The organism is Mycobacterium mantenii, from assembly GCF_001667865.1.
Lineage (GTDB): Bacteria > Actinomycetota > Actinomycetes > Mycobacteriales > Mycobacteriaceae > Mycobacterium > Mycobacterium mantenii_A.
The window spans coordinates 1-20,788 of record NZ_LZJP01000012.1 but is presented as its reverse complement, the minus strand read 5'-3'; the positions used below and the strand labels follow the sequence as shown (position 1 = coordinate 20,788).

At 68.2% G+C, this 20,788-nt stretch carries 20 protein-coding genes; 12 read left to right on the top strand and 8 right to left on the bottom strand.

Going from position 1 to position 20,788, the window contains the following annotated elements:
* Nucleotides 1-37: 37 nt before the first annotated feature.
* The 4 genes from A5688_RS01335 to A5688_RS01320 all read right to left on the bottom strand — a co-directional run bounded on the left by A5688_RS01335 (nucleotide 38) and on the right by A5688_RS01320 (nucleotide 3,709).
* The gene (locus A5688_RS01335) at nucleotides 38-1,093 is read right to left on the bottom strand and encodes a hydrogenase expression protein HypE (protein WP_067838573.1); all 1,056 of its coding nucleotides are present in this window, start codon (nucleotides 1,091-1,093) and stop codon (nucleotides 38-40) included.
* A gap of 256 nt (nucleotides 1,094-1,349) precedes the next feature.
* Nucleotides 1,350-2,129, bottom strand: a complete 780-nt coding sequence (hypB, locus tag A5688_RS01330; protein WP_067838570.1) for a hydrogenase nickel incorporation protein HypB — start codon at nucleotides 2,127-2,129, stop codon at nucleotides 1,350-1,352.
* Between the two features lie 28 nt (nucleotides 2,130-2,157).
* Nucleotides 2,158-2,493, bottom strand: a complete 336-nt coding sequence (locus A5688_RS01325; RefSeq protein ID WP_067838568.1) for a hydrogenase maturation nickel metallochaperone HypA — start codon at nucleotides 2,491-2,493, stop codon at nucleotides 2,158-2,160.
* A 103-nt stretch (nucleotides 2,494-2,596) separates the two neighbouring features.
* Nucleotides 2,597-3,709, bottom strand: a complete 1,113-nt coding sequence (locus A5688_RS01320; RefSeq protein ID WP_067912869.1) for a HoxN/HupN/NixA family nickel/cobalt transporter — start codon at nucleotides 3,707-3,709, stop codon at nucleotides 2,597-2,599.
* A gap of 157 nt (nucleotides 3,710-3,866) precedes the next feature.
* Here A5688_RS01320 and A5688_RS01315 point away from each other — a divergent pair, with 157 nt between their 5' ends.
* Complete coding sequence (locus tag A5688_RS01315) at nucleotides 3,867-4,358, top strand: Fur family transcriptional regulator (RefSeq protein WP_067912872.1); 492 nt, start codon at nucleotides 3,867-3,869, stop codon at nucleotides 4,356-4,358.
* Between the two features lie 2 nt (nucleotides 4,359-4,360).
* On the opposite strand, the gene mtr is transcribed toward A5688_RS01315, so the two are convergent.
* Together mtr and A5688_RS01305 are read right to left on the bottom strand one after the other, a co-directional pair.
* Entirely contained in the window at nucleotides 4,361-5,740 is a 1,380-nt protein-coding gene (mtr, locus tag A5688_RS01310) for a mycothione reductase (RefSeq protein WP_067912875.1), read from the bottom strand.
* Nucleotides 5,741-5,744: 4 nt separating this feature from the next.
* Nucleotides 5,745-6,785, bottom strand: coding sequence for an alpha/beta hydrolase (locus tag A5688_RS01305; protein ID WP_082951349.1), 1,041 nt, complete (start codon nucleotides 6,783-6,785; stop codon nucleotides 5,745-5,747).
* A gap of 147 nt (nucleotides 6,786-6,932) precedes the next feature.
* Between A5688_RS01305 and mqo the strand changes: the two genes are divergently transcribed.
* The 8 genes from mqo (at nucleotide 6,933) to A5688_RS01265 (ending at nucleotide 17,697) form a co-directional block, all read left to right on the top strand.
* Nucleotides 6,933-8,420, top strand: coding sequence for a malate dehydrogenase (quinone) (gene mqo, locus A5688_RS01300; protein ID WP_082955158.1), 1,488 nt, complete (start codon nucleotides 6,933-6,935; stop codon nucleotides 8,418-8,420).
* 92 nt (nucleotides 8,421-8,512) lie between these two features.
* Nucleotides 8,513-8,983, top strand: a complete 471-nt coding sequence (locus A5688_RS01295) for a GNAT family N-acetyltransferase (protein WP_067912878.1) — start codon at nucleotides 8,513-8,515, stop codon at nucleotides 8,981-8,983.
* A complete protein-coding gene (locus tag A5688_RS01290) occupies nucleotides 8,980-10,833 on the top strand; it encodes a magnesium chelatase subunit D family protein (RefSeq protein ID WP_067912881.1) in 1,854 nt (617 codons plus the stop codon). The genes A5688_RS01295 and A5688_RS01290 overlap by 4 nt, the downstream gene beginning before the upstream one ends.
* 19 nt (nucleotides 10,834-10,852) lie before the next feature.
* Nucleotides 10,853-11,467 carry a cob(I)yrinic acid a,c-diamide adenosyltransferase gene (gene cobO / locus A5688_RS01285; RefSeq protein ID WP_067838540.1) on the top strand — a complete coding sequence of 205 codons (615 nt, stop codon included), beginning with the start codon at nucleotides 10,853-10,855 and terminating at the stop codon, nucleotides 11,465-11,467.
* Nucleotides 11,464-12,855 (top strand): cobyrinate a,c-diamide synthase, encoded by a 1,392-nt coding sequence (locus A5688_RS01280; protein WP_165607444.1) that lies wholly within the window; start codon nucleotides 11,464-11,466, stop codon nucleotides 12,853-12,855. Before cobO ends, A5688_RS01280 begins: the two co-directional genes overlap by 4 nt.
* An 81-nt stretch (nucleotides 12,856-12,936) precedes the next feature.
* Complete coding sequence (cobA, locus tag A5688_RS01275; protein ID WP_067912887.1) at nucleotides 12,937-14,142, top strand: uroporphyrinogen-III C-methyltransferase; 1,206 nt, start codon at nucleotides 12,937-12,939, stop codon at nucleotides 14,140-14,142.
* 33 nt (nucleotides 14,143-14,175) lie between these two features.
* Nucleotides 14,176-15,768, top strand: a complete 1,593-nt coding sequence (locus A5688_RS01270; protein ID WP_067838535.1) for an MFS transporter — start codon at nucleotides 14,176-14,178, stop codon at nucleotides 15,766-15,768.
* A 171-nt stretch (nucleotides 15,769-15,939) separates the two neighbouring features.
* Entirely contained in the window at nucleotides 15,940-17,697 is a 1,758-nt protein-coding gene (locus A5688_RS01265) for a proline--tRNA ligase (protein ID WP_067912890.1), read from the top strand.
* Here A5688_RS01265 and A5688_RS01260 read toward each other — a convergent pair.
* Both A5688_RS01260 and A5688_RS01255 read right to left on the bottom strand, forming a co-directional pair.
* Nucleotides 17,694-18,140, bottom strand: coding sequence for a ferritin-like domain-containing protein (locus A5688_RS01260; RefSeq protein ID WP_067838533.1), 447 nt, complete (start codon nucleotides 18,138-18,140; stop codon nucleotides 17,694-17,696). The genes A5688_RS01265 and A5688_RS01260 overlap by 4 nt on opposite strands.
* Complete coding sequence (locus A5688_RS01255; RefSeq protein ID WP_067838522.1) at nucleotides 18,137-18,667, bottom strand: hypothetical protein; 531 nt, start codon at nucleotides 18,665-18,667, stop codon at nucleotides 18,137-18,139. Before A5688_RS01255 ends, A5688_RS01260 begins: the two co-directional genes overlap by 4 nt.
* Nucleotides 18,668-18,895: 228 nt before the next feature.
* On the opposite strand from A5688_RS01255, the gene rimP reads away from it, so the two are divergent.
* From rimP to A5688_RS26570, 3 genes are all read left to right on the top strand, one after another.
* Nucleotides 18,896-19,429: a ribosome maturation factor RimP gene (rimP, locus tag A5688_RS01250; RefSeq protein WP_067912893.1), complete on the top strand. Its 534-nt coding sequence runs from the start codon at nucleotides 18,896-18,898 to the stop codon at nucleotides 19,427-19,429.
* Complete coding sequence (gene nusA / locus A5688_RS01245) at nucleotides 19,429-20,481, top strand: transcription termination factor NusA (RefSeq protein WP_067912896.1); 1,053 nt, start codon at nucleotides 19,429-19,431, stop codon at nucleotides 20,479-20,481. Before rimP ends, nusA begins: the two co-directional genes overlap by 1 nt.
* 72 nt (nucleotides 20,482-20,553) lie before the next feature.
* On the top strand, nucleotides 20,554-20,788 hold a 235-nt coding region (locus tag A5688_RS26570; protein WP_431768072.1), incomplete at its 3' end, for a YlxR family protein.

Here is a 20,788-nt window from a genome sequence, read left to right as displayed (position 1 = left end):
TCGTCTGGAAAAGGAAGCGCGCCGACCCGGTAGCTGACTACCAGGTGCGGCGCGCTCCAGTGGTGAGTTGGTTGCCGTTATGACGCCACCGCGGCTCTTTGTCGACGGTGCGTTCCGTGATACCCCTCAGACTCCGAATCACGGCTCCGTACAGACCCGATGCGGTGCTCGAGATCTTGCCGCCGGGCGGCTCGTCCATGAAGGGCATGAACTTGTCCGGGAATCCGGGCATCGTGCAGCCGATGCAGATGCCACCGACGTTGGGGCAACCCCCCACGCCGTTGATCCACCCACGCTTGGGCACGTTGCACTTGACGACGGGTCCCCAACAACCGAGTTTGACAATGCATTTCGGGGATCCGTACTCGGTGGCGAAGTCGCCCTCCTCGTAGTAGCCGGCGCGGTCGCAGCCTTCGTGCACGGTCTTGCCGAACAACCACTGCGGGCGCAACGCGTCGTCGAGCGGAATCATCGGCGCCTGACCGGTCGCCATGTAGAGCAAGTAGGTCAGCGTCTCCGACAGGTTGTCGGGATGGATCGGGCAGCCGGGCACGCACACGATCGGAATGCCGGCCTTGCTCTTCCAGTCCCAGCCGAGGTAGTCGGGCACGCCCATGGCGCCGGTCGGGTTGCCGGCCATGGCGTGGATTCCCCCGTAGGTGGCGCAGGTCCCGACCGCCACGATGGCGGTGGCCTTGGGCGCCAACCGGTCGAGCCACTCGCTGGTGGTCATCGGCTGGCCGGTGGCCGGGTCGTTGCCGAAGCCGCACCAGTAGCCCTCGTCCTTGATCTTCTCGTTCGGGATCGATCCTTCGACCACGAGCACAAAGGGTTCCAACTCGCCGCGGTCCGCTCTGAAGAACCACTCCAGGAAGTCGTCTGCCCCCCCGTTGGGTCCGCATTCGAAGTCGATCAGGGGCCAGTGCACCGCGACCTGGGGGAGTCCGGGCAGGGCTCCCAGGGCGATCTCCTCGACGCTGGGTTGGGTGGCGGCAGTCAACGCCACCGAATCACCGTCACAACTGAGGCCCGCGTTAATCCATAGAACATGGATCAATGTTTGTTCTGCCTTGACTGCTGCTTCTGTTGGCATGCTGCAGCTTTCCGGAGCCGGGCTGGGGCTCCTGCGCCGCCGGAGTCGACCGTCGGCCCACTTGCGCAGCGCTATTTTTTGGGTCTACTCCCGCTATCGTGCGTTGTCAACGGTTCGCCGTTACCCACTAGTAGTCACGTGTTGCATAGCATCGAAATCCCATGTATTAGCTGGTTGATTCGCCGTCTCCGACCGACCACCGCCGCGGTGGTCGTCTTGCGAACGCTTCGCAGGACGGATCCGTGTCGGGCGCCGTTCAGGCCCCGTCCGCGGCGAAGCGCCGCAGCCAGCCGAACCAGGCGCCCATACCGTCCCCGGTGCGGGCGCTCAGCGGCAGAATCGTTGCCGCCGCATTGACCTTGCGCACGTGCGCGATGTACGCGTCGACGTCCACGTCGAGGTGCGGCACCAGGTCAATCTTGTTGAGCAGCACCACATCCACCGAGCGGAACATCACCGGATACTTAAGCGGCTTGTCCTCGCCCTCGGTCACCGAATACACCATGGCCTTGGCGTGCTCGCCGACGTCGAACTCGGCCGGGCAGACCAGGTTGCCGACGTTCTCGATGACCACCAGGTCCAGTGCGGCAAGGTCGAGGCCGGGCAGTGCGCGGTTGACCATCGGCGCATCGAGATGGCACTCGCCGCCAAACCCGTTGCTGGTGTTGAGCAGTGACACCTGGGCGCCCCGGCCGCTGAGCTTGGCCGCGTCCAGGTCGGTGGCGATGTCGCCCTCGATCACCCCGATCGCCAGCTCGCCGGCGAGTTCGTCGAGCGTGGCCTGCAGGATGGTGGTCTTGCCCGATCCCGGCGAGCTCATCAGGTTGAGGGTTCGCACCCCGTTGCGCTCGAACGCCGCCCGATTGGCGTCGGCGAGCAGATCGTTCTCGGCGAAGATCGCCTCCAGCACGTCGATGCGCTGACTGCCGGTCTGATAGCTGCTGTGATCGCCGTGCTCGTGCTCGTGCTCATGCGGAAGGTGATCGTGCTCGTGGGCGTGCACGGTTCCGTCGTCGTGCCGATGAAATCTACCCATCGTCAACGCCTTTCACGAGACATCTCTTTCACGAAACATCCAGGGACGTCACCAAGAATTCGTTGCCGCGCAGCACCTCGACGTCGGAGCTGTCACATTGCGGACACCAGATCGACCACGGCGAGGTGATTTCCGATTGCCCACCGCAGGCGCGGCACCTGACTTCGGCGCTGACGCATTCGAGTTCCAGTTCGGCGTCGGGCATGTCCTCGGCGTCGCGTACCAGTGTCCAGCAGAAGGACAGCGACTCCGGCACCACCTGACGAAGGGCGCCGACCCGCACCCGCACCACGTCGACGTGCCGGCCGTCGGCGTGATTCTTGACGACACCGGCGATCGCTTCGCACAGCGACAGCTCGTGCATCGCCGATCACCGGCGATCCGCGAGCAGGGCGCGAGCCGAGGAGCCCATGAGCACTGTTCTACACCCGAACGGCGGTCAGCGGTCAGGCTCTAGCCGTTTGGGCTCACGAGCTCCACTTGTCTTCGATGCGCCCGTAGCGCCAGACGAGTAGCGCCACCGCCCACGTGAGGACGAACATGCCGACGATCACGTAGCCGATCGCGTTGAGGTCCAGCCCGCCGACCCAGCGCCAGAACGCACCCCGCCAACGGAACTGGTCGGCGAACAGGACCAGGAGTTCGACACTGCCGATCACCCACGCGACCGCCACCGACAGCGCGGTGATGGTGATGTTGTAGTAGATCTTGCGCACCGGATTGGAAAAGGCCCAGCCGTAGGCGAAATTCATGAACGAGCCGTCGATGGTGTCCAGCAGGCACATGCCGGCGGTGAACAGCACCGGCAGGCACATGATGGCGTACCAGGGCAGCCCGGCCGCGGCGCTGGTGCCGGCCAGCACCAGGAGCGCGATCTCGGTGGCGGTGTCGAAGCCGAGCCCGAACAGCAACCCGACGGGATAGCAGTGCCACGACTTGGTGATCGACTTGGTGAAGCGCCCGAGAAGCCGGCTCATCAGCCCCCGGTTGTCGAGGTGACGCTCGAGCTCGGCCGCGTCGGTTTCGGCATCGTATTCGCCCCGCCGCAGCCGCGCGAAGACGCGAAGTATGCCGATCAGGACGATGACGTTGATCAAGGCGATCGCATAGAGGAACACGCCCGAGACGCCGGCGCCGATCAGCCCGGTGTAGCGGTGCAGCGCCGAGGAGTCGTCGCTGACCGGGCCGACGACCGTCTTCACACCGCACGCCAGCAGCACCGCCAGCCCGAACACCACCGAGGAATGGCCCAGCGAGAAGAAGAAGCCGACGGCCATCGGCCGTTGGCGAGAGTTCATCAGCTTGCGGGTGGTGTTGTCGATCGCGGCGATATGGTCGGCGTCGAAGGCGTGGCGCATGCCCAGGGTGTAGGCCGTCAACCCGATACCGATGCCAAAAGCTTTGCCGCCCAAGCTGTATTGCGCCGGCGCCACCAAGAAGATCATGGTGAACCAGCCAATCAGGTGCAGCGCGACGATGACCGTCAGCATCGCCGCCAGCCGCCACCACTCCGCCGGACTCAGGGCGCCGAGAAGTCTGGTCGTCCGTGACGGCCGCCAGTCGATCTCGGTATCGGCCACTGGGGTCCTTCCGGCGCGTCCTTGCGGTATCGGGCTGAGAGCAACCGGCATGACTGTAAATTCCGCGGCTCGCCAGATGCAAGCGAGTTGCAGGAATCCCGGGCCCCGATCGGGTCGAGGACTGGCGATCCCGCCGCCGCGGCGCGACACTGAACCGGTGACGCCCAAGCCGTCGGCACCGGATGCGTCGGTCACCGAGAGGATCGGCGAGCTTCTGCGCGCCCGGGGGTTGCGGCGCATGTCGTCGCGGATCCAGGTGCTGGCCGTGCTGGAGCCCGTCAACGGTCACCTGCCGGTCGCCGAGATCCACCAGCGGATGCGGGAGTGCATGCCTCCCGGTGCCCATGCGCCCGACGTGGCGACCGTCTACCGCACGGTCACCACCCTGGTCGATCAGGGCGTGCTGCACGCGCTGGCGCTCAACGGCGGCGTGACGACCTACGGCCTGGCCACCGCGCCGCATCACCACGCGGTATGCATCAAGTGCGGCACCATCATCGAAGTGCCCGCCCGGCGGTTGAGTTCGGCGCTCGAACACGCGATGGCGGGCAGTTCCTTCGCGCTGTCGGAGGCCGCCGGGCTGACGCTGCACGGCCTGTGCCCGCAGTGCCAGAGCGGCAAGTCCGACGCTCGGCCGCGCCGGCGCTGAACTCAGCGCAGACCCAGCAGCGCGTTCTCCACCACCTCGGGCAGCGCCGGATGGATCCAGTACTGGCCGCGGGCCATTTGGTGCGCGGTGAGCCCGAAACTCATCGCCTGGATCAACGGCTGGATGATCGACGAGGCCTGATGGCCCATGATGTGCGCACCCAGCAGTCGCCCGGTTCCGCGCTCGGCGATGAGCTTCACGATCCCGGTGGTGTCCTCCATCGCCCAGCCGTAGGCGACGTCACCGTAGTCCTGGATCTTCGTCATTATCTTGAAACCCTGTGCGATGGCTTCATTTTCGGTCAATCCGACGGAGGCGATCTGGGGATCGGTGAACACCGCCGACGGCACGTAGCGATGGTCGGTGACGGCCATCGCGCCGGTGTCGTCCCAGTCGCACAGCAGGTTGTGCTGCACGACGCGCGCCTCGTGGTTGGCGACGTGCTTGAGCTGATACGGCGACGAGACGTCGCCGAGGGCGAAAACCCCGCGCGCCGTGGTTCGCTGGTACTGGTCCACGACCACCAGACGGTCCTCGACGGCGACACCGGCCTGCTCGAGGTCGAGTTGATCGGCGTTGGAGACCCGCCCGGTCGCCACCAGCAGCGCGTCGGCCTCGATGGTGTGGCCGTCGTCCAGTTGCACCGCGACGCCCGAACCGCGGTTCTCGGCGCCCACGACGTTGCGGTGGGTGTGCAGCTCCCACTTGCTCGAGGCGATGCGGGTGAAGCGCTTGCACAGGACGTCATCGGTATGCCGCAGCAACGCGGATCCGCGGACCACCAGGGTCACCCGCGAGCCCAGCGAGGAGAAGATGTGGGCGAATTCGGCCGACACGAAACCGCCCCCGACGATCACCAGATGCTCTGGTAACTCGGCGATCCGCATGACCGTGTCGCTGGTGTAGTAGCGGGCGCCGCACTCGAGGATCGCCGGCGGCACCACCGCCCGCGCCCCGGCGGCGATCACCACCTGGTCGGCGGTGAACTCGTCGCCGGCATCCGTGCGCAGCAGGTAGCGCCCGTCGGCCTGCACCGGACCGAACCGGGTGTGCTGCTTGTACACGTCGATGTTGGGCTCCGAGCTCCGAAAGTCCTCACCGCCGACCCCGATCGGGTCGATGCGCCCGAAGACGCGCGAGACGATGTCGTCCCACCGCACCCGGTCGATGCGCGCGTCGATGCCGAAGCGCGCCGCATCCCGGATGGTCTGGGCGACCTCGCCGGCGTAGACGAACATCTTGGTCGGGATGCAGCCGACGTTCAGGCACGTGCCACCAAATGTGCCCTGTTCGCAGATCGCCACCCGCTTTTCGGCGAAGCGGTCATCGAGAATGCTGTTGCCCGAACCGGTTCCGATGATCGCGACGTCGTAGGTCTCCAAGCCGTCACCCCTTTCGCAGCGACGCCGAGGCGTCGTTGTCGGTGCGCAGGTAGCCGTCGAGCCAGAGATCCAGCTGCCGATAAGCGGTTTTGCGCGGCCCCTGCAAAGACAAGAACACGTCGTGTTTGGCGTCGGCCACCGGAACCACGGTGCTGCGGTTGCCGACACAGCCGGCCCAGCGGGCGATCTGGGTGACGTCGAGAACCGCATCACCGCACTGCATGGACGCGGAATCGGTGTTTTCGTGCACGCTGTGATCCGATCGCAGGATCAGATTCGGCACGCCGACGTCGAGACCGCGATGCAGTCGGGCCTGGCCGCGGCGGACGGCGTGCAGCCAGCCAAAGGTGATGGGGAAGCCGCCAACGGGTTTCCACTGCAGGTTGTAGTCGAATTCGCCGCCATAGTCGCGGTGCAACGTGGTGCCGTAGCCACCCTCGCCCGGCGACCGGGCCACGCCCTTGGACCGCACTCGAGACAGGCCGGCGATCAGCGCCACGGTCGCCGAGTGCCGCAGAATGGACGGGCCGGGCAGCTCCAGAAACGGGCTGTTGAGCACCAGTCCGCCAATGCCGGCGTGCGCGGCCGCGTTTCGCCGACGCAATCGGTCCAGCCACAACGACACGATGAGTCCGCCCGCGGAATGCGCGTACATCAGCACCTTCCCCGGATTGCCGGGCCGGCCGTCTGCCGTGTGCGCCCCGATGACGGCCAGCGCGTGATCGAGTTCGGTCTCGTAGTTTCTGAGGTCGGTGATGAAGTGCGGCGTCTGTCCGTCGCGCCGCGACCGGCCGCACTTGTGCAGGTCCAGCGCATAGAAGGTGAAGCCGCGAGCCGCAAAATGGTCGGCGAGCTCGGTGTGGAAGAAGTAGTCGGTGTAGCCGTGCACCGCCAGCACCGCGTGCCCGGGCGACGCCGCCCCGCGGCCCGGCCGTCCCGGTTCGGGTCCGCGTCGGATCAGGGTCGCGACGATGTCGCCCTCACCGGCCGGATCGGGGCCGAGCGCGAGGGTGCGCTGCCAATAACCGGGAAGGACATCGGGCACCCAGCCGGTCACTCCGCCGGTCACCCTGCCAGTCACGAGGCCAGCTTAGAGCTTTTGCTGGCCACGGGGCGCCGCACGTCGTTCGCGGCCGCTTTGCCTCGGGATAACCTGGGGATCGGCCGAGTCGAGGGAAGGATCAACACGCCGGTGTCATCGCTAGCCAGAACCACGCGGACGGACGTCGTGCTGGTGGGCGCGGGCATCATGAGCGCGACGCTGGGAGCGTTGCTGCGCCGGTTGCAGCCGGATTGGTCGATGACTTTTGTGGAGCGCCTGGACGCCGTCGCCGCCGAGAGCAGCAGCCCCTGGAACAACGCGGGCACCGGGCATTCGGCGCTGTGCGAGCTGAACTACACGCCGCAGCGCCCCGACGGTTCGATCGACATCGGCAAAGCGGTGCGCATCAACGAGCAATTCCAGGTGACCCGTCAGTTCTGGGCCTACGCCGTCGAGAACGGCATCCTGACCGATCGGCGCTTCCTCACCGCGATCCCGCACGCGAGCTTCGTGCGCGGCGCGCTGCGCGTCGACTATCTGCGTCGCCGGCAACGGGCGCTGGCGTCCAATCCGCTGTTCGCCGGCATCGAATTGATCGACGACCACGACGAGTTCGCCCGCCGGCTACCGTTCATGGCGGCCAACCGCGACTTCTCCGAACCGACGGCGCTCAACTGGGCTGCCCACGGCACCGATGTCGACTTCGGTGCCCTGTCGCGACAGCTCATCGGGTTCTGTGTGCACGCCGGCGCGACGGCCCTGTTCGGTCACGAGGTGCGCAACCTGTCGCGTCAGTCCGACGGCAGCTGGACGCTGTCGATCCGCAACCGGCGCACCGGCGAAAACCGCACTCTGAACGCCAGATTCGTCTTCGTCGGGGCCGGCGGTGATGCGCTGCCGCTGTTGCAGAAGTCCGGCATCGGCGAGGTCAAGGGTTTCGCGGGATTCCCGATCGGCGGCCGGTTCCTGCGCACCGGCAACCCGGCGCTCACCGCCGCGCACCGGGCCAAGGTGTACGGCGTTCCCGCACCGGGCGCCCCGCCGCTGGGCGCGCTGCATCTGGACCTGCGCTACGTCAACGGCAGGCCGTGGCTGGTGTTCGGCCCGTACGCCGGCTGGTCACCGAAGTTCTTGAAACACGGGCACTTCACCGATCTCCTCCGCTCGGTGAAACCGGACAACCTGGCGTCACTGCTCGGGGTGGGCGCCACGCAGCTGACGCTGCTCAGATATCTGGTCGGCCAGCTGCGGCTCTCCGAACCGGACCGGATTCGCATGCTGCGCGAATTCGCCCCCACCGCGGTGGGTTCGGACTGGGAGCTGACGGTGGCCGGCCAGCGTGTGCAGGTGATCCGGCGGGACAAACGCAAAGGCGGGGTGCTCGACTTCGACACCACCGTGGTGGGGGCCGCCGACGGAAGCATCGCCGGGCTGCTCGGCGGCTCCCCGGGAGCTTCGACGGCGGTGCCGATCATGCTCGGGGTGCTGGAACGCAGCTTTGCCAACCGCTTTCAATCGTGGCTGCCCGCGCTCAAGGAGATGGTTCCGTCGCTAGGGACGACGCTGTCGGACGAGCCCGCGCTGTACGACGAGGTTTTTTCATGGGGAACGAAGGTGCTGGGGTTGGGCGTGTCATGACCGGCGCCGACGAAGAAGCGATGAGGAGGAGTCGCGCAATTGAGTCGCGCCGACGACGATGCAGAGCGAAGCGATGAGGAGGAGTCGCGCAATTGAGTGAAGCACTGCGACGTATTTGGGCCAAAGACCTTGATGCCCAGACGCTTTACGAGCTACTCAAGTTGAGGGTGGAGGTGTTCGTCGTCGAACAGGCGATCCCGTACCCGGAGCTCGACGGGCGGGACCTGCTCGCCGAGACCCGGCACTTCTGGCTGGAAACCCCCGACGGCGAGGTGATTTGCACGCTGCGGTTGATGGAGGAACACGCCGGGGGCCAGAAGGTGTTCCGGATCGGACGGTTGTGCACCAAGCGCGCCGCGCGCGGCCAGGGCCACACCACCCGGCTGCTGCGCGCGGCGCTGGCCGAGGTGGGCGATTACCCGTGCCGGATCAATGCGCAGACCTATCTGGCCGACATGTACGCCCAGCACGGATTCGTCCGCGACGGAGACGATTTCCTTGACGACGGCGTTCCGCACGTGCCCATGCTGCGTCCCGGTTCGGGTTTGGCGGGGAAGCCGTGAAGCCCTACCCGTTCAGCGCGATCGTCGGCCACGACCAGCTGCGCCTGGCCCTGCTGCTGTGCGCCGTGCGCCCGGAGATCGGCGGCGCGCTCATCCGCGGTGAGAAGGGCACCGCCAAGTCCACGGCGGTGCGCGGCCTTGCGGCGTTGCTGTCCGACGCCACCGGCAGCGACGCCGGCCTGGTCGAAATGCCGCTCGGGGCAACCGAAGATCGGGTGATCGGCTCGTTGGACCTGCAGCGGGTGCTGCGCCACGGCGAGCATGCGTTCTCACCGGGCCTGCTGGCCCGCGCGCACGGCGGTGTGCTGTATGTCGACGAGGTCAACCTGTTGCACGATCACCTCGTCGATGTGCTGCTCGACGCCGCGGCGATGGGACGGGTGCACATCGAACGCGATGGCATCTCGCATTCGCACGAGGCCCGGTTCGTGTTGATCGGCACCATGAATCCCGAAGAGGGCGAACTGCGTCCGCAGCTGCTGGACCGGTTCGGGCTCACCGTCGACGTGCACGCATCGCGCGACGTCGAGGTGCGGGTGCAGGTCATCCGGCAGAGGATGGCCTACGAGGCCGACCCGGACGGTTTCGCCGAGCGCTATGCCGACGCCGATGCCGAGCTGGCCCGGCGCATCGCCGCGGCGCGCGAGCTCGTCGATGATGTGGCCTTGCCCGACAACGAATTACGACGCATCGCCACGCTGTGTGCGGCGTTCGACGTCGACGGCATGCGCGCCGACCTGGTGGTGGCCCGGACCGCCGTCGCGCACGCCGCTTGGCGCGGTGCGCCCAGCGTCGGGGAAGAGGACATCCGGGTGGCCGCCGAGCTGGCCTTGCCGCACCGGCGCCGCCGCGATCCGTTCGACGATCCGGGCATCGACCGCGACCAGCTGGACGAAGCCCTGGCCCAGGCGAGGGCCGACCAGGATGCGGACCCCGATCCCGATCCCGACCCACCCGGTGGCGGTCAGTCCACCGATACGGAACAGGATGCGCCGCAACAGAACTCATCGGAGAACGGCGAGCCGCAACGGCCGAAGACCAGGCCCAGCGCGCCGCCGTCGAAGACCTTCCAAACCCGCGCGCTGCGGGTTCCGGGTGTCGGGGAGGGGGCGCCGGGACGGCGGTCGCGGGCCCGCAACGCCAGTGGCAGCGTCATCGCCGCCACCGACGCGGACGACGCGAGTTGCGGCGGGCACGGACTGCACCTGTTCGCCACCCTGCTGTCGGCAGCCGAGCGCGCCGGCGCCGGGCCGTTGCGGCCCCAGCCCGACGATGTGCGCCGCGCCGTGCGAGAGGGGCGCGAAGGCAACCTGGTGATCTTCGTCGTGGACGCGTCGGGTTCGATGGCCGCACGCGATCGCATGGCGGCGGTCAGCGGCGCCACGTTGTCCCTGCTGCGTGACGCTTATCAGCGCCGCGACAAGGTTGCGGTGATCACCTTCCGTCAACACCAGGCGCGGCTGTTGTTGCCGCCGACGTCGTCGGCGCATATCGCCGGGCGGCGACTGGCCCGGTTCGACACCGGCGGCAAGACCCCACTGGCCGAAGGCCTGCTGGCCGCGCGTGAACTGATCGTGCGGGAGAAGGCGCGTGACCGGGCGCGGCGTGCCTTGGTGGTGGTGCTGACCGACGGCCGTGCCACCGCGGGTCCGGATCCGTTGGGCCGCACCAGAACCGCCGCAGCCCGGCTGGTCGCCGAGGGTGCCGCCGCCGTGGTCGTCGACTGCGAGACGTCCTTTGTACGGCTGGGTCTGGCCGGGCAACTCGCCCGCCAGCTCGGTGCCCCGGCCATCCGGCTAGAGCAGCTGCACGCGGATTCCCTGACGCGTGCGGTGCGCGACGCGGCCTGATCGGAAAGGATAAGCGCTGATGCCACAAGGCGTTCCACTGCAAGTCCCCGATGACGGCCTGACCACGCGGGCGCGCCGCCACACGCCCGTGCTGGCCGTGCACACCGGCGCCGGCAAGGGAAAGTCCACGGCCGCATTCGGAATGGCGCTACGGGCCTGGAATGCCGGGCTGTCGGTCGCGGTGTTCCAGTTCGTCAAAAGCGCCAAGTGGAAGGTGGGCGAGGAGGCGGTCTTCGCCCAGCTGGGTCAGGTGCACGACCAGCGCCAGATCGGCGGACCCGTCGAATGGCACAAGATGGGTGCGGGCTGGTCCTGGACCCGCAAGGCGGGCAACGAGGTTGACCACGCGGCGGCAGCGGCCGACGGCTGGGCGGAGATCGCGCGCCGGCTCACCGATCGGCGTCACGACTTCTACGTGCTGGACGAGTTCACCTACCCGCTGAAGTGGGGCTGGGTCGACGTCGACGAGGTGGTGGAGGTGTTGGCGGGCCGTCCCGGTCACCAGCACGTGGTCATCACCGGGCGCGACGCCCCGCAGCGCCTCATCGACGCGGCCGACCTGGTGACCGAGATGGCCAAGGTCAAGCATCCGATGGACGCCGGGCGTAAGGGCCAGAAGGGCATCGAATGGTGAGTGTTCCCGCGGTGGTCGTCGCCGCTCCCGCGTCGGGCAGCGGAAAGACCACGGTGGCAACGGGTTTGATCGGTGCCCTGCGTCGGGCGGGGCACACGGTGGCGCCGTTCAAGGTCGGCCCGGACTTCATCGATCCCGGCTACCACGGGCTGGCCGCCGGGCGTCCCGGCCGCAACCTCGACCCGGTGTTGGTGGGGGAGGACCTGATCGGTCCGCTGTACGCCCACGGCGCGCGTGGCGCGGACATCGCCGTGGTCGAAGGGGTGATGGGCCTGTTCGACGGGCGGATCGGGCCCGCCGCCACGACCCCTGCGCCGGGATCGACCGCCCACGTCGCGGGCCTGCTGGGTGCGCCCGTCGTCCTGGTCGTCGATGCCCGAGGGCAAAGCCAGAGCATCGCCGCACTGCTGCACGGCTTTTCGAGCTTCGACACCGCGACCCGCGTCTGCGGTGTGATCCTGAACCGGCTCGGGTCGGCCCGGCATGAGCAGGTGCTGCGGCAGGCCTGCGGGCAGGCCGGTGTCCCGGTGCTGGGCGCCATTCCCCGCACCGCCGAATTGGAACTGCCGTCAAGGCATTTGGGTCTGGTCACCGCGGTGGAGTATGGGCAACGGGCGCGGCTCGCGGTGGAGGCGATGACCGCTTTGGTCGCTCGTCATGTCGACTTGGCGGCGATCGTCGCAATTGCCGGAGGCCGGGCCGCGCAGCCGCCGTGGGATCCCGTTGCGGCAGTGGGGGAGACGCCCGGGGGGAGCGCCACCGTGGCGGTGGCGGCCGGAAAGGCGTTCAGTTTCGGCTACGCGGAACACGCGGAACTGCTGGCGGCCGCCGGTGCCGACGTCGTCGAATTCGATCCGCTCACCGACGCGTTGCCCGACGGCACCGACGGGGTGCTGCTGCCCGGCGGCTTTCCCGAACAGTTCACCGCGGAGCTGTCGGCCAACGACGTCGTGCGCGGGCAGATCAACGAGCTGGCCGCCGCGGGGGCGCCTATCCACGCCGAGTGCGCCGGGCTGATCTATCTGGTCTCCGAGCTCGACGGCCACCCGATGTGCGGCGTGCTGGCGGGGGAGGCGCGGTTCACCTCGCACCTGACCCTGGCGTACCGCGACGCCGTCGCCGTCGCGGATTCGTCGGTGTATACCGCCGGCCAGCGGACGGTGGGGCATGAATTCCACCGCACCACAGTCACATTCAACGACGACTATCAGCCCGCATGGATGTACCAGGTCCACGACGCGCACCGCAACGACGGCCCCGCCCGTGACGGCGTCGTGCACGCCGGTGTGCACGCGTCGTATCTGCACACCCATCCGGCCGCCGCGCCGGAGGCAGTGGCGCGGTTCGTCGCACACGCGGGCGCCCGGCGAGCCAGTCCGCGAGCGTAATCTCACTGTGAAAAAGCCCACCGAAAATCGCAGTGTGCTTACGCTCGCGGTGCCAGCATCGACAACCACTAGGCTTGCCGGGTGACCGAGAGCGCCTACCTCGCTGGGCTGCGGCTGACCGGCAAAAAGGTCGTCGTGGTCGGCGGCGGCACCGTTGCCCAGCGCCGGCTGCCCCTGCTCATCTCCAGCGGCGCCGACGTCCACGTCATCTCCCGCAGCGCCACCAGGTCCGTCGAGGCGATGACGGGAATCACCCTGGCATTGCGCGAATACCGCGACGGCGACCTCGACGGAGCCTGGTACGCGATCGCGGCCACCGATGACCCCGAGGTGAATGCGGCCGTGGTCGCCGAGGCCGAAAGCCGCCGCATCTTCTGCGTCCGGGCCGACATCGCCGTCGAGGGGACCGCAGTGACGCCAGCGTCGTTCGACTACGCGGGGCTGTCCGTCGGAGTCCTGGCCGGCGGCGAACACCGACGATCGGCGGCGATCCGCTCGGCCATCCGCGAGGCGCTGCAGACCGGGCTCATCACGCCCGACAGCCCGGTGGGCTCCGACGTCGTCAAGGGCGGCGTCGCGCTGGTCGGCGGCGGGCCCGGTGATCCCGAACTGATCACCGTGCGCGGCCGCCGCCTGCTGGCCCAGGCCGACGTCGTGGTCGCCGACCGCCTCGCACCGCCGGAACTGCTGGCCGAGCTGCCCCCGCACGTAGAAGTCATCGACGCCGCCAAGATCCCCTACGGGCGGGCCATGGCCCAGGACGCGATCAACGACGTCATGATCGAGCGCGCCCGCGCCGGCAGCTTCGTCGTGCGCCTCAAAGGCGGGGACCCCTTCGTCTTCGCCCGCGGCTACGAGGAGGTGCTGGCGTGCGTCGAGGCCGGTGTCCCGGTGACGGTGGTGCCAGGTGTGACAAGTGCCATAGGAGTGCCCGCTTTGGCGGGCGTTCCCGTCACTCATCGGGCCATAAATCACGAGTTCGTGGTGGTCAGCGGCCATCTCCCACCCGGTCACCCCGAATCGTTAGTAAATTGGGATGCACTGGCCGCGATGTCAGGCACGATTGTTTTGCTGATGGCCGTCGAACGCATCGAGCTTTTCGCTGACGCCCTCCTCAAAGGAGGCCGACCTGCGGATACGCCGGTGCTGGTCGTTCAGCATGGAACGACCGCCGCCCAACACACTTTGCGGGCTACCCTCGCCGACACGCCCGAAAAGATCCGCGCCGAGGGTATCCGACCTCCCGCGATCATCGTGATCGGGGCCGTGGCGGCTTTCGGGCTTTAAACGGTTCTTAAGATTACTGTAAGGTAACCCTTTATGACGGCTCTCAACGATGCAGAGCGCGCGGTGCAGAAACTGGCCTCGGCGCGCCCCGATCGTCCGGCCCCGGTGAGCGCTGCGCTCCCGGCGGAGACCGCCTCCAAGCGCATCAGCAAGTACTACCCGGCGTGGCTGCCTTCTCGACGCTTCATCGCGGCCGTTATCGCCATCGGTGGTATGCAGCTGCTCGCGACGATGGACAGCACCGTCGCCATCGTCGCGCTCCCCAAGATTCAAAACGAGCTCAGCCTGTCCGACGCCGGGCGCAGCTGGGTGATCACCGCCTACGTGCTGACGTTCGGCGGCCTAATGCTGCTGGGCGGCCGCCTCGGCGACACCATCGGGCGCAAGCGCACCTTCATCGTCGGTGTCGCGCTGTTCACCATCTCTTCCGTGCTGTGCGCGGTCGCCTGGGACGAGGCCACCATGGTGATCGCCCGGCTGTCGCAGGGCGTCGGCTCGGCCATCGCCTCACCGACCGGTCTGGCGCTGGTGGCGACCACCTTCCCCAAGGGCCCGGCCCGTAACTTCGCGACCGCGGTGTTCGCCGCGATGACGGCTGTTGGTTCGGTGATGGGGCTGGTGGTCGGTGGAGCGCTCACCGAGGTGTCGTGGCGGCTGGCGTTCCTGGTGAACGTGCCGATCGGCCTGGTGATGATGTACCTGGCCCGCACCGCGCTGCGGGAGACCAACCGCGAGCGGATGAAGCTCGACGCCACCGGGGCCATACTGGCCACCCTGGCCTGCACCGCGGCCGTGTTCGCCTTCTCGATGGGGCCGGAAAAGGGCTGGGTGTCGATCACCACCATCGGATCCGGTGTGGTCGCGCTGGGTGCCGCGCTGGCCTTCATCATCGTGGAACGCACCGCCGAGAACCCCGTCGTTCCGTTTGATCTCTTCCGCGACCGCAACCGGCTGGTCACCTTCACCGCAATCTTTTTGGCCGGCGGACTCATGTTCAGCCTGACCGTGTGCATCGGCCTGTACGTACAGGACATCCTCGGTTACAGCGCGCTGCGCGCGGGAGTCGGCTTCATACCGTTCGTCATCGCGATGGGCATCGGCCTCGGCGTTTCCTCGCAGCTGGTGTCCCGGTTCTCGCCGCGGGTGCTGACCATCGGCGGCGGGATCATGCTGTTCTGGGCGATGTTGTTCGGCTGGGCGTTCATGCACCGCGGGGCTGCGTACTTCCCCAACCTGGTGTTGCCCATCGTGGTCGGCGGAATCGGCATCGGCATGGCCGTCGTTCCGCTCACGCTGTCGGCCATCGCCGGTGTTGGCTTCGACCAGATCGGCCCGGTGTCGGCGGTCACGCTGATGCTGCAGAGCCTGGGTGGGCCGCTGGTGCTGGCCGTCATCCAGGCGGTGATCACGTCGCGGACGCTGTATATGGGCGGCACCACCGGTCCGGTGAAGTTCATGAACGATGCGCAGTTGGCCGCACTGGACAACGGCTACACCTACGGACTGCTCTGGCTGGCCGGCGTGGCCGTCATCGTCGGCGCCGCGGCGCTGCTGATCGGCTACACCCCCGACCAGGTTGCGCACGCGCAAGAGGTCAAGGAAGCGATGGACGCCGGGGAGCTGTAGCTCACCGGGTTTCATCACGCACGCCGTACCGGGCCGAGGACCAAGTAGTGCTCGCCGGATCCGATAGCGCCGGCGATATCACATTCCTGAAGCCTGGCACTGCCCCTGGGCGCTTGCGCTCACCGCTGGGCCCGGCGTCCCCGCACACCCGACAAGTTAGGCTGGCCCGCTGTGATCACCCGGATGTCCCAGTTGTTTTTGCGCACCTTGCGCGACGATCCCGCCGACGCCGAAGTCCCGAGCCACAAGCTGCTGATCCGGGCCGGCTACATCCGGCCCGTCGCGCCCGGGCTGTACAGCTGGCTGCCGCTGGGCCTGCGGGTGCTGCGCAACATTGAGCGCATCGTCCGCGAAGAGATGAACGCCATTGGCGGGCAAGAGATCTTGTTCCCCGCCCTGCTGCCGCGCGCACCGTACGAGACGACCAACCGGTGGACCGAGTACGGCGACGGCGTCTTTCGGCTGAAGGACCGCCGCGGCAACGACTATTTACTGGGCCCCACGCACGAAGAGCTGTTCACCCTGACGGTCAAGGGCGAATACAGCTCCTACAAAGACTTTCCGGTCCTGCTGTTCCAGATTCAGAACAAATACCGCGACGAGGCCCGGCCCCGCGCCGGCATCCTGCGGGTCCGGGAGTTCGTGATGAAGGACTCCTATTCGTTCGACATCGACGAGGCCGGGCTCAAGGCCGCCTATCACGCGCATCGGGAGGCATATCAGCGCATCTTCTCGCGTCTGCAGGTGCGTTACGTCATCGTCTCCGCGGTGTCGGGCGCCATGGGCGGGAGCGCCTCCGAGGAGTTCCTGGCCGAGAGCGCGGTCGGTGAGGACACCTTCGTGCGGTGCCTGGAGTCCGGCTACGCCGCCAACGTCGAGGCCGTCGTCACCGCCCGTCCGGAGGCCCAACCCATCGACGGGTTGCCCGACGCCGTGGTGCACGACACCGGCGACACCCCGACCATCGTCACCTTGGTCGACTGGGCCAACCAGGCGAACCTCGGCCGCACGGTCACCGCGGCCGACACGTTGAAGAACGTTCTGCTCAAGGTGCGCCGGCCCGGCGGGGACTGGGAGCTGTTGGCCATCGGCGTGCCGGGCGACCGCGAGGTCGATGACAAAAGGCTGGGCGCGGCGCTGGAACCGGCCGAATACGTGTTGCTCGACGACGCCGACTTCGCCAAGTACCCCTTCCTGGTGAAGGGATACATCGGCCCGAAAGCATTGCAGGACAACGATGTTCGCTACCTAGTCGATCCGCGGGTGGTGGACGGCACCAGCTGGATCACCGGGGCCGACGAGCCCGGCCGGCACGTCGTCGGCCTGGTGGCCGGCCGGGATTTCACGGCCGACGGCACCATCGAGGCCGCCGAGGTGCGCGACGGTGACCCCTCACCAGATGGCGCGGGCCCACTGGTCTCGGCGCGCGGCATCGAGGTCGCGCACATCTTCCAGTTGGGCCGCAAGTACACCGACGCCTTCACCGTCGATGTGCTCGGCGAGGACGGCAAGCCGGTCCGCCTGACCATGGGCTCCTACGGCCTCGGGGTGTCGCGGATGGTGGCCGTCATCGCCGAGCAACACCACGACGAGCTCGGGCTGCGCTGGCCATCGGCGGTCGCACCGTTCGACGTGCACCTGGTGATCGCCAACAAAGACGCGGAGGCCCGCACCGGAGCCACCGACCTGGCCGGCGAGTTGGACCGGTTGGGCGTCGAGGTGCTGCTCGACGACCGCCAGGCCTCACCCGGGGTGAAGTTCAAGGACGCCGAACTGCTCGGCGTGCCCTGGATCGTCGTGGTGGGCCGGGGCTGGGCCGACGGCGTGGTGGAGCTGCGCGACCGCTTCGGCGGCCAAACCCGCGAATTGGCGACCGGGCCGTCGCTGGCCACCGACATCGCCGCGGCGCTGCGCGACCAGCAGCGCTAGTCGTTGCCGCCGGGGAAGCTCGTCGTGATCGGCCAGGCGCCCAGCACGCGGCTCCACCGGGCGGCCATGACCGCGCTCTGCACCAGCGCCGTCGCGGCGAACGCGCGGTCCGCGCCGGTCTCCGCATGCTCGGCGACCACGCGCCAGGCCCCCGCGCCGTCGTTCTCCATCCGCGCGGCCAGCCGCGCGGCGTCGGCCGGGCCGCCGACCACCAGGGGCAGCTGGTAGCCGGCCGCGGCGGTCGGCGCGGTGACCTTGCGGGCGGTCAGCATCGCGATGACGTCGTCGCGGCGCTGGCGGTGTTGGGCGAGGGCCTCCACCACCATGTCGTTCACGCTGGGCGGTGACAGCGCGGACACGATGCCGTAGCCGTAGATCGTCGAGTGCTCGATGGCCAGCGCGTCGCACAGGGCCGTGTTGTCGGCGTCCTTACCGGAGGTCATATCGACGGTCCCCCGGGCACCAGCGCAACCATGTACGACGCCGTGCAGGACGCGGCGATCGAGGCCAGCAGCCCCGCCCGGTAGCCCGATTCCGTACCCACCAGGCGACTCGCGCTGTCGGCCGAGGCGCGCAGCGCGTCGATCACGTCGGACACCGGCGGCGGGGGCGGTGGCGGCCCGGCGGGCCCAGCCTGGCTCGGGGTCGGCGTTTCGCTGGTGGGGGAGGTGGCGAGCTTGCCGGCCGCGCGCGAAATCTCCGAGGACAGCGCGCGGGCATGCGCGGCGCGCTGGCTCGCCACCACCGTCAGCGCGGCGGCGACCTGCGGAGGGTTCCCGACGGCCGCCGCGGCGGCACCCGCAAGGGCGCTGTCGTGGCGGGCCTGATCCAACGGTCCCAAGAGTTGCTCGACGGGCGGAGGCTTGGGCGCGGACTTGCCGCAGGCGGACACCACCGCCCCGAGCGCGGCCAACGCCACGCCACCGGCGAGGACGTCTCGCCTGTTGACGAACGGATCTGCGCTAGGCACAAGGACATCCTGCCATCGGCGCGAAGGTGGCCGAGATGCCAGGACGCGATCACCCCGTCAACCGCAATTCCTGGCGTATCGTGGATAGCTGGTTCTCGCAGAGGGCAGCCACCGACAGCAACGTTCGGCTCAGGTGTTCCTCCGCCGGGACACCGGAAGCCGCCTGCGAAACCATCGGGGCGTCGACATCCGCCAGATGACCGGACAACTCAAGATGAGGAGCTCGCCGTGACCACCGGGCTACCGTCGCAGACGCAGGTGATCGAGCTACTCGGTGGAGAGTTTGCGCGCGCCGGATTCGAAATCGAAGACGTGGTCATCGACGCCCGGACCCGCCCACCGCGGATCACGGTGATCGCCGACGGCGACACCGGCCTGGACCTGGACACGGCTGCCGCGCTGTCCCGCTCGGCGTCGGCCTTGCTCGACGGCCTGGACACCATTGCGGACCAGTACGTGCTCGAGGTCTCCTCGCCCGGCGTGGACCGCCCGCTGACCAGCGCGAAGCACTTCCGCCGAGCCCGCGGCCGCAAGGTCGACGTCGTCCTGTCGGACGGATCGACGCTGACCGGTCGTGTCGGTGAGACGAATGACGACTCGGTCGCGTTGGTGGTCCGCGCGGGCCGGGACTGGGCGGTGCGCGAGGTCTCCCTCGGTGACATCGTCAAAGCTGTTGTCCAGGTGGAGTTTTCGCCCCCCAACCAAGCGGAGCTGGAACTGGCGAGTATGGTTCAGGCCCGGAGTACGGAGGAGCGGCGCTGATGAACATCGACATGGCCGCACTGCATGCCATCGAGGTGGATCGGGGTATCTCGGTCAACGAACTGCTCGAGACCATCAAGTCCGCGTTGCTCACCGCCTATCGGCATACCGAGGGTCACCAGAACGACGCGCGGATCGAGATCGACCGCAAGACGGGCGTCGTGCGGGTGATGGCCCGGGAGACCGACGAAGACGACAACGTCATCAGCGAATGGGACGACACTCCCGAGGGTTTCGGCCGGATCGCCGCCACCACCGCCCGCCAGGTCATGCTGCAGCGCTTCCGGGACGCGGAAAACGAGCGGACCTACGGCGAGTTCTCCACCCGCGAGGGGGAGATCGTCGCCGGAGTGATCCAGCGGGACAGCCGGGCCAACGCGCGCGGCCTGGTCGTGGTCCGGATGGGCACCGAGACGAAGGCCTCCGAGGGGGTGATCCCGGCGGCCGAGCAAGTCCCCGGCGAGAGCTACGAGCACGGCAACCGCGTGCGGTGCTACGTGATCGGGGTGACCCGCGGGGCCCGCGAGCCGCTGATCACCCTGTCCCGGACCCACCCCAACCTGGTCCGCAAGTTGTTCTCGCTGGAAGTCCCGGAGATCGCCGACGGGTCGGTCGAGATCGTCGCCGTGGCTCGGGAGGCCGGCCACCGTTCCAAGATCGCGGTGAAGTCCAACCTGCCCGGCCTGAACGCCAAAGGCGCCTGCATCGGTCCGATGGGGCAGCGGGTCCGCAACGTGATGAGCGAGCTCTCCGGCGAGAAGATCGACATCATCGACTACGACGACGATCCGGCCCGCTTCGTCGCCAACGCGCTGTCGCCGGCCAAGGTGGTATCGGTGTCGATCATCGACGCGGCTGCCCGCGCCGCCCGCGTGGTGGTGCCCGACTTCCAGCTGTCCCTGGCGATCGGCAAGGAGGGCCAGAACGCGCGGCTGGCCGCCCGGCTCACCGGGTGGCGCATCGACATCCGCGGGGACTCGCCGGGTTCCGGGGGGCCTTCGGAGAGCCAGTCCGAACACGGCGCCACCCACGGAATGGCCCACGACCGCTAATCGGCCCGGCCGGCCGGCCGGGCACATCCTCGGGCGGTTCTGACCATCGATTCGGTGACGCTAGACTTAGCCGTGATCCAGCGTGAGCCTTCGACGATGGCGCACCGTCATACGGGTGGACCCGTACGGACGTGTGTCGGATGCCGAAAGCGAGAGTTGGCCGTCGAGCTGCTTCGAGTGGTGGCTGTGCCGAGCGGGAACGGCGAATTCGCCGTGATCGTTGACACAGGCAATAGCCTGCCGGGGCGGGGTGCATGGCTGCACCCCGAGCCGCAGTGCGCGCAACAGGCAATCCGGCGGCGGGCTT

Bases quoted from the DNA above. Each gene is read 5' to 3' on its own strand.
- A5688_RS01335 (WP_067838573.1), bottom strand. From the start codon at position 1,093: ATGCCAACAGAAGCAGCAGTCAAGGCAGAACAAACATTGATCCATGTT.
- hypB (WP_067838570.1), bottom strand. From the start codon at position 2,129: ATGGGTAGATTTCATCGGCACGACGACGGAACCGTGCACGCCCACGAG.
- A5688_RS01325 (WP_067838568.1), bottom strand. From the start codon at position 2,493: ATGCACGAGCTGTCGCTGTGCGAAGCGATCGCCGGTGTCGTCAAGAAT.
- cobO (WP_067838540.1), top strand. From the start codon at position 10,853: ATGCCACAAGGCGTTCCACTGCAAGTCCCCGATGACGGCCTGACCACG.
- A5688_RS01270 (WP_067838535.1), top strand. From the start codon at position 14,176: ATGACGGCTCTCAACGATGCAGAGCGCGCGGTGCAGAAACTGGCCTCG.
- A5688_RS01260 (WP_067838533.1), bottom strand. From the start codon at position 18,140: ATGACCTCCGGTAAGGACGCCGACAACACGGCCCTGTGCGACGCGCTG.
- nusA (WP_067912896.1), top strand. From the start codon at position 19,429: ATGAACATCGACATGGCCGCACTGCATGCCATCGAGGTGGATCGGGGT.